Raw genomic sequence first — 6,587 nt, forward strand, 5'->3', positions numbered from 1 at the left:
GGGGACGCGAACGGGGTACTCGTGTCAGTCATCGGGAGGCTTGGGCTGTGGAACTGAGCGACTGGTTGCTGACCTCGGCCGAGCGCGGCAACAGTGCCACGCGCCTGGACAGCCGTCGGTCGGATCGACAGGCGTGGTCGTACGGCAACCTGGTGCGCCCCCTCGTCCACGGTGCGACGTACTTCCCGGCACTCCTCAGCACGATCCGTGCGCAGCGCGCCGGAGACCTGCTCCTGTTCACCGACTGGCGCGGCGACCCCGACGAGCGCCTCGATGGCCCCGGCAGCGAAATCGGTGCAGTGCTGGGTGCGGCGGCCCACCGAGGAGTGATCGTCAAGGGGCTGCTCTGGCGCTCCCACCTGGACCGTTTCCAGTTCAGCGAGGCCGAGAACCGGCATCTCGGCGACGCGATCGAAGCCGGGGGCGGCGAGTGCCTGCTCGACATGCGGGTACGCCCCGGCGGCTCGCACCACCAGAAGCTCGTCGTGCTCCGGCATCCCGACCGCCCGGAGCGCGACGTCGCGTACGTCGGCGGTATCGACCTGTGCCACAACCGCAACGACGACGCTGCCCACCTCGGAGACCCCCAGTCCCTGCGCATCGCCGCCGCATACGGACCGCACCCCCCGTGGCACGACATCCAGCTCGCGATACGCGGACCGGCCGTCGGCGACATCGAGGCCGGCTTCCGCGAACGCTGGGAAGACCCCTCGCCGCTCACCCGCAGCCCGCTCGTCCGCCTGCGCGAGCTCGCTCACGACGAGGACACCCGTGCGGACCCGCTGCCGGCCCAGGCACCCGATCCCCCGCCCTGCGGCACGCACATCGTCCAAGCCCTGCGCACCTACCCGAACCGGCTGCTGCGCGGCTACGACTTCGCCCCGGACGGCGAGCGCAGTATCGCGCGCGGCTACCGCAAGGCACTGCGCAGGGCCCGGGCCCTGATCTACCTGGAGGACCAGTACCTGTGGTCTCCGCACGTCGTGGAATGCTTCGCCGAGGCACTCACCACCCACCCGGGCCTGCGCCTGATCGCGGTCATCCCCACCGTCCCCGAACAGGACGGTCGGATCACCCTGCCGATGAACCTGATCGGCCGGATCACGGCCCTGGACAGGCTGCGCCGCGCCGGCGGCGGGCGTGTCTCGGTGTACGGGCTGGAGAACCACGTCGGGACGCCGGTGTACGTGCACGCAAAGGTGTGTGTGATCGACGACGTGTGGGCCTCGGTCGGCTCCGACAACATCAACCTCCGCTCCTGGACCCACGACTCGGAACTCACCTGTGCCGTCCTGGACGAGAGCCTGGACCCGCGCGAGCCACGCGACCCCGGCGGTCTCGGGGACGGCGCGCGCGGCTTCGCAAGAGATCTGCGCCTGGAGCTCATGCGTGAGCACCTGGATCTGGAAGCACCCGGGGCTCCGCAGGCGACCGACGCGCTCTGCGATCCCCTGAAGGCCTTCGACGCCTTCGCCGCGAGCGCTGCCGCACTGGACGCCTGGCACGACGACGGCCGCCACGGCCCCAGGCCGCCTGGGCGCTTGCGTGCCTACCGACCGCCGAACCTGTCTCGTACGGCCAAGACGCTGTACAGCCCCCTGCATCGCCTTCTCGTGGACCCGGATGGCCGCCCCTTCGGACTGCGGCGCAGCAACGAGTACTGATGGCCGAATGGTGACGGCCGGGCGCGGACGCGTCCTGGTCTCGTTCCGGTCAGGAATCGAGAAGCGCCTTTCCCCAGCCGTGACTAGCGTCGTTGCCATGACTTCCATCGAATTCGTCACGCTCGAGGTGGCCGACCCCGCCGCCGCCGGCACCTTCTACTCCACCGCTTTCGGGCTCGGCAACCAGGTACGCCTGGGGGCGTCCGAGGCACCGACGACCGGCTTCCGCGGATTCACGCTGTCGCTGGTGGTGTCCCAGCCGGGCAACGTCAATGCGCTCGTCGACGCGGCCGTGGAGGCCGGTGCCGTGACGCTGAAGCCCGCCGCCAAGTCGCTCTGGGGCTACGGGGGCGTCGTACAGGCTCCGGACGGGACGATCTGGCAGATCGCGTCGTCCTCGAAGAAGGACACCGGCCCGGCCACCCGGGAGATCGACGAGATCGTGCTCCTGCTCGGCGTCGAGGACGTGAAGGCCAGCAAGCAGTTCTACGTCGATCACGGCCTTGCCGTGGCGAAGAGCTTCGGGGGCAAGTACGTCGAGTTCGCGACCGGCTCGGGGCCGGTCAAGCTGGCGCTCTACAAGCGCCGTGGCCTGGCCAAGGTCGCCGGCATCTCACCGGACGGCACCGGATCGCACCGGCTCGCGATCGGCGGTGATGCCGGGTCCTTCACCGACCCGGACGGCTTCGCGTGGACGACCGCGTCGGAGACCGCGTCCATGTGACCCGGGTGAGGGCCGAGTGCTGGGTGCGCCCTGTCACTCACCACCGTCAGTGGGCGAACTCAGGTGCCTGATAGGGGACCCACCAACTGGTAAGGCCCCATATCCCCTGGGCGGCCGCGACGGCGGCGGCCAGAGCGGCGAGCCACGGGCGATGGAACCGGCGCAGGGTGAGCAGCCAGAACGCGAGCGGCACCAGGGCGCCACCCGCGGCGATGAGCGGCAGGTCGATGTAGAGGACACTGAGGTCCCGGTGGAGCCCCTCGAAGCCGCCCTCAACATTGACCCGTGCCAGTGGTGCCCAGGCCAGCAGTGCCGCCACGGCTCCCAGACCGGCCACGAGGAAACCGGCGAGGCCCTTGATCTCTTCCCTCATGTCACATCCGGACGCCGCAGCCCCGATGGCAGTTCCAGTCCGAAGACCATGGCCGCGTTGTCGTGGCACACCGCTCGTAGCCATGCGTCCCCGAGTCCCAGCCGCTCCAGGGCGTGGAGTTGGTGGAGGTACGGGTAGGGGATGTTCGGGAAGTCGGAGCCGAGCAGGATGCGGTCGCCGAGGTCTGCCAGGCGGGGCAGGGCCCGGCGTGGGAACGGCGTGAGCCGTTCGGCGAAGTCGGTGAACGCCATCGTCGTATCGAGCCGTACCTCCTCGTACTGCTCGGCGAGGCCGAGAAACTCCTCGTACTCGGGCATCCCGAGGTGCGCGATGATCAGCCGCAGCCGTGGGTGCCGTGCCAGTACCCGTGCGATCGGGTCGGGGCCGGTGTGTTTCCCGGGCGCCGGCCCGGAGCCGCAGTGGATCACGATGGGAACCCGGGCTTCGGCGAGCAACCCCCATGCCGGATCGAGCAGTTCGTCGGCCGGGTCGTACGCACCCACCTGCACGTGCGCCTTGAAGACGCGCGCACCCGCCTCGACGGCGTCGCGGACGTACCCCTCGACGCCCGGTTCGGGGTGCAGGGTCGCGGTGTGCAGACAGTCGGGGGTGCGACGGGCGAAGTCGGCTGCCCAGCCGTTCAGCCATCGGGCCATGCCGGGCTTGTGCGGGTAGAGCATCGCGGTGTAGGACCGTACGCCGAACGCGCGGAGCAGGGCGGTACGTTCGGCCTCCTCCTTCCGGTACGTGATCGGCCATTCGACCCCGCCGGTCAGCGGACCCAGCGCGTCGAAGTAGTCCCACACCTTGCGCAGAACGCGCTCGGGCATGAAGTGCGTGTGGACGTCGACCAGTCCGGGAAGGCCCAGCCGGCTCCAGAAGCGGCGGACCGCACCGGCCTCCTCACCCAAGGGGCGGTGGATGGGTCCGGGCTCGGTGGAATCGGCAGGGTGGCCAGGTCCAGGTGCCATGCGGTGATCCTTCGATGTCGCGGGCGGCGGTTTCAGCGCAAGGGTGATTCGAACACGATGCCCAGGTGGCGCAGGAGGCCGTCCCGCTGTTCGGCTGTGGCCAGGACCATGACGTCGTCGCCGAGGTCCGAGCCCTCCTGCTCGACGCAGCGGAACTGCCGAGGCTCGTCATGGGTGGTGAGCGATTCGATGGCCTGCTGCGCCGCTCCCATGTCGAGGTAGTCGTTCGACTCCTGCTCGACGCCGAAGGAGAGGGGCCGGCCGTTGCATTCGAAATGCATCGTGCCCAGGCCGCAGTCCTCGTCGTCCGGGTTCTCCTTGTCGAAGCGGTAGTCGGACACGGTGACACTGCCGCCGGTGAGGGCTGCGGCCTCGTTTAGGAGCCATTCGTAGTGCTCGTCGGCGAAGTCGACGTCATCGGAGTGGATGGACACGGCCACGCCGAAGGATTCGAGGGCGTCGGCGATCTCATGGCGTCGTTCCATCGGCTCGGTCGCGTAGGCGGCGGCCTGGCCCAGGACTCCTTGGGCCTGCTCTTTGGTGATCATGCCGAGCTCGGTGAGGACTTCGGCAATCCGCGCATAAGTGATCGACCGGGTGTTCGCCATGCGTGCATCCTGTCAGCCGGCTGCGGGGAGGCGCGGAGGCGGTTGGGCGGAGGCTCCAAACTGCTTCTCTCACGGCTTACTTCATGCCTTGACGAAAATGGTCCATACCTTTAGGTTCACGGGTCAGCCAGGCACCGTGCGACGCACTCACCGTTCACGAGGTGAAGGCGCACCGGTCGTTCACCCCCCACGAAGGGCTCCGCGCGCATGCCCAGACCTCTCCCCGCAGCCTGCTCACTCACCGTGCTCTGCCTCGCCACCGGCCTGCTCACCGCGTCGCCCGCGCAGGCCGCCACCGGCACCGTCACCGGCCTCGCCGGAAAGTGCCTCGACGTCGCCGGAGCCGACTCCGCCAACGGCACAGCCGTACAGCTCCACGACTGCAACGGCACCGCCGCCCAGCAGTGGACGGTCGGCAGCGACGGCACCATCAGGGCTCTCGGCAAGTGCCTCGACGTCACCGGCAGTTCGACCGCGAACGGGGCCAAGGTGCAGCTGTGGAGCTGTACCGGCGGTGCCAACCAGAAGTGGTCGGTCTCCTCGGGGCGCGACATCGTCAACCCGCAGGCGGACAAATGCCTCGACGTCACCGACAACAACCCTGCGAACGGCACCCGCATACAGATCTGGAGCTGCGGCGGCGGCGCCAACCAGAAGTGGAACGCACCCGCCCCCGACGACGGCAACACCCCCTCAGCCCCGATGGCCGTGGCGCCGTACCTCTACAACGGCTGGGGGAGCCCGCCGAACCCCACCACGGTCACCAACGCCACGGGCGTGAAGTACTTCACCCTCGCCTTCGTCCTCAGCAACGGCTACTGCAACCCCCAGTGGGACGGCGGCCGCGCGCTGACCGGGGGAGTCGACCAGCAGACGATCAACACCGTGCGGGCGAACGGCGGTGACGTCATCCCTTCCTTCGGTGGTTGGAGCGGCAACAAGCTGGAGAGTTCCTGCTCCACCGCGAGTGAACTGGCCGCCGCCTACCAGAAGGTCATCAGCGCCTACGGCTTGAAGGCCATCGACATCGACATCGAGGCCGAGGCCTACAGCAACCCGACCGTGCAACAGCGCACCGTCGACGCCCTGAAGACCGTCAAGGCGAACAACTCCGGCCTGAAGGTCTACGTCACCATCGGCACGGGCCAGAACGGTCCCGACACCAGCCTGATCAACCGGGCGGCGAACTCGGGGCTGACCGTGGACGGCTGGACCATCATGCCGTTCAACTTTCAGGGCGCCGGTCAGAACATGGGCAACCTCTCCGTGCAGGCGGCCGAGGGCCTGAAGAACTCGCTGAAGAGCGCCTACGGCTACACCGACGACCAGGCCTACCGGTCCATGGGCATCTCGTCCATGAACGGCATCACCGACCAGAACGAGACCGTCACCGTCAACGACTTCCGCACGATGCTCGCCTACGCCCAGCAACACCACCTGGCACGGCTGACCTTCTGGTCGGCCAACCGCGACCGCCCGTGCACCGGCGGCCCCGCCGACAGCTGCTCCGGAGTGAACCAGTCCGACTGGGACTTCACCCGCGTGTTCGCCGGCTACACCGGCTGATCCATCCAGCCAACCCCGGCCGGCCCTTGCCCCCTCAGCGCACCAAAAGGAGCGTCCTCGACCATGCCTCTCTCCCACCACAGACGGTCCGGTACCGGCCGCGGTTCTGCCGGCCGGTTCGCGGTCTTCGCCGTTCTCTCGGCGGTTCTCACCACGCTGTTCACCGTGACGCCCGCCCAGGCGGCCGACGGCACTATCACCGGACTGGCCGGCAAGTGCGTCGACGTAGCGGGCGCCGGCTCCGCCAACGGCACAGCCGTACAGCTCTACGACTGCAACGGAACCGGCGCTCAGATCTGGTCCAACCAGGGTGACGGAACCCTGCGGGCGCTCGGCAAGTGCCTGGACGTCGTCGACCGAAGCACCGCCGACGGCGCGGCGGTCCAACTGTGGGACTGCTCGGGCGGCGCCAACCAGCAGTGGGTGGTCACCGCGGCCCGCGACATCGTGAACCCGGCCGCGAACAAGTGCCTCGACGTCCGGGAGAACAGCAGCGCCAACGGCACCCGGCTGCAGATCTGGAGCTGCACCGGCGCCGCCAACCAGAAGTGGAACGCGCCCGCGAGTGGCGGTGGCGGCAACCCGTCCGGGTTCGTCGTGAGCGAGTCGCAGTTCAACCAGATGTTCCCGAACCGGAATTCGTTCTACTCGTACAGCGGCCTGACCGCCGCCCTCAGCGCC

7 protein-coding genes are annotated in these 6,587 nt (G+C 68.8%); 4 read left to right on the forward strand and 3 right to left on the reverse strand.

Features of this window, described 5'->3' with window-relative positions:
* Positions 1-47: 47 nt before the first annotated feature.
* Positions 48-1,664, forward strand: a complete 1,617-nt coding sequence (locus ACFY5C_RS40155; protein WP_389454920.1) for a phospholipase D family protein — start codon at positions 48-50, stop codon at positions 1,662-1,664.
* A 97-nt stretch (positions 1,665-1,761) separates the two neighbouring features.
* On the forward strand, positions 1,762-2,388 hold the full coding sequence (locus tag ACFY5C_RS40160) for a glyoxalase (protein ID WP_389454922.1): 627 nt from the start codon (positions 1,762-1,764) through the stop codon (positions 2,386-2,388).
* Between the two features lie 46 nt (positions 2,389-2,434).
* Here ACFY5C_RS40160 and ACFY5C_RS40165 read toward each other — a convergent pair whose 3' ends face one another.
* From ACFY5C_RS40165 to ACFY5C_RS40175, 3 genes are read right to left on the reverse strand one after another with little or no spacing between them, the layout of a single operon-like run.
* Positions 2,435-2,761 (reverse strand): hypothetical protein, encoded by a 327-nt coding sequence (locus tag ACFY5C_RS40165; protein ID WP_389454924.1) that lies wholly within the window; start codon positions 2,759-2,761, stop codon positions 2,435-2,437.
* On the reverse strand, positions 2,758-3,732 hold the full coding sequence (locus ACFY5C_RS40170) for an amidohydrolase family protein (protein WP_389454926.1): 975 nt from the start codon (positions 3,730-3,732) through the stop codon (positions 2,758-2,760). Before ACFY5C_RS40170 ends, ACFY5C_RS40165 begins: the two co-directional genes overlap by 4 nt.
* A 32-nt stretch (positions 3,733-3,764) precedes the next feature.
* Positions 3,765-4,340 carry a hypothetical protein gene (locus ACFY5C_RS40175; RefSeq protein ID WP_389454928.1) on the reverse strand — a complete coding sequence of 192 codons (576 nt, stop codon included), beginning with the start codon at positions 4,338-4,340 and terminating at the stop codon, positions 3,765-3,767.
* A gap of 207 nt (positions 4,341-4,547) precedes the next feature.
* Here ACFY5C_RS40175 and ACFY5C_RS40180 point away from each other — a divergent pair, with 207 nt between their 5' ends.
* Entirely contained in the window at positions 4,548-5,906 is a 1,359-nt protein-coding gene (locus tag ACFY5C_RS40180; protein ID WP_389454930.1) for a lectin, read from the forward strand.
* 63 nt (positions 5,907-5,969) lie between these two features.
* Positions 5,970-6,587: ricin-type beta-trefoil lectin domain protein (locus ACFY5C_RS40185; RefSeq protein WP_389454932.1), on the forward strand; the 618-nt coding region annotated here is incomplete at its 3' end.

This window comes from Streptomyces sp. NPDC012935, from assembly GCF_042900345.1.
Classification (GTDB): domain Bacteria; phylum Actinomycetota; class Actinomycetes; order Streptomycetales; family Streptomycetaceae; genus Streptomyces.